Source organism: Bartonella sp. AA78NXGY (assembly GCF_042197005.1).
Taxonomy (GTDB): Bacteria; Pseudomonadota; Alphaproteobacteria; order Rhizobiales; family Rhizobiaceae; genus Bartonella.
This window is the reverse complement of sequence record NZ_JBHIRI010000082.1, coordinates 1-775: the sequence shown is the minus strand read 5'-3', so window position 1 is coordinate 775 and position 775 is coordinate 1. Positions and strand designations below refer to the sequence as shown.

Here is a 775-nt window from a genome sequence, read left to right as displayed (position 1 = left end):
AACGCTCCATATTTCCCCTATCATTTGCCCCTCCTCCATAGTTTTTTCCAAAAGCTCTTGTAAAAAGGGATAGGTTGCGGAGTGGGAGTGTGCTCAATCTTTTCAATCGGTTGATCACCATCAGGTATCTCAACTCCCGCGTGTACTTTAATTCTTTTGCATAGGAATTCATAAAAATTACTGGCGTAATATTCGGACTCCTCATCCGCAAACATGACATAGAGTGGGCATTCACCATCCCGAAACTGCGTATAATCAAAGTAAAAGGTTTCATCAAGATCATAACTCACAACGAGCTGTTCTGGTGTCGTAAAACCACGTTTTCTATCATTTAAGTTTTGGAAAACAACGTCATTAACAGAAACACCTATAGGATGCTCATAAAGACTATAGATTTCTTCACCACTAATGTCCCCACCTTTATAATGTTTCAAAAAACTCTTGTAAGAGGATGTGAATTGTAAACCAAGAGCTTTCTCAGCCCTTTCAATTACAAGATCATCAACTGCATCATCTTCAGTACGAAAATGGATAATCTCATCATCATATTTATTCACTTTATCAATTAATATTACAACATCAGCTAAGGTATAGGTTTTCATAAATCTTCCCCTGCATGGTCCTTAATTCTTTTACAAAGGAATTCATAAAAATTACTTGCGTAATATTCGCAATCTTCAGATGGAAGCATGACATAAAGTGGGCATTCACCATCCCTAAACTGTGTATAATCAAAGTAAAAGGTTTCACCAAAATCTGTTCTGCTAACGGCAAG

1 protein-coding gene is annotated in these 775 nt (G+C 37.0%); it reads right to left on the bottom strand.

Annotation, left to right across the window (positions count from 1 at the left end; translation table 11 throughout):
* Positions 1 to 20: 20 nt before the first annotated feature.
* A complete protein-coding gene (locus ACFINL_RS09750; RefSeq protein ID WP_375651492.1) occupies positions 21 to 602 on the bottom strand; it encodes an SMI1/KNR4 family protein in 582 nt (193 codons plus the stop codon).
* Positions 603 to 775 lie beyond the last annotated feature (173 nt).

What these genes read in the sequence shown, in the direction of transcription:
- ACFINL_RS09750 (WP_375651492.1), bottom strand. Translation starts at nt 602, where the DNA reads ATGAAAACCTATACCTTAGCTGATGTTGTAATATTAATTGATAAAGTG.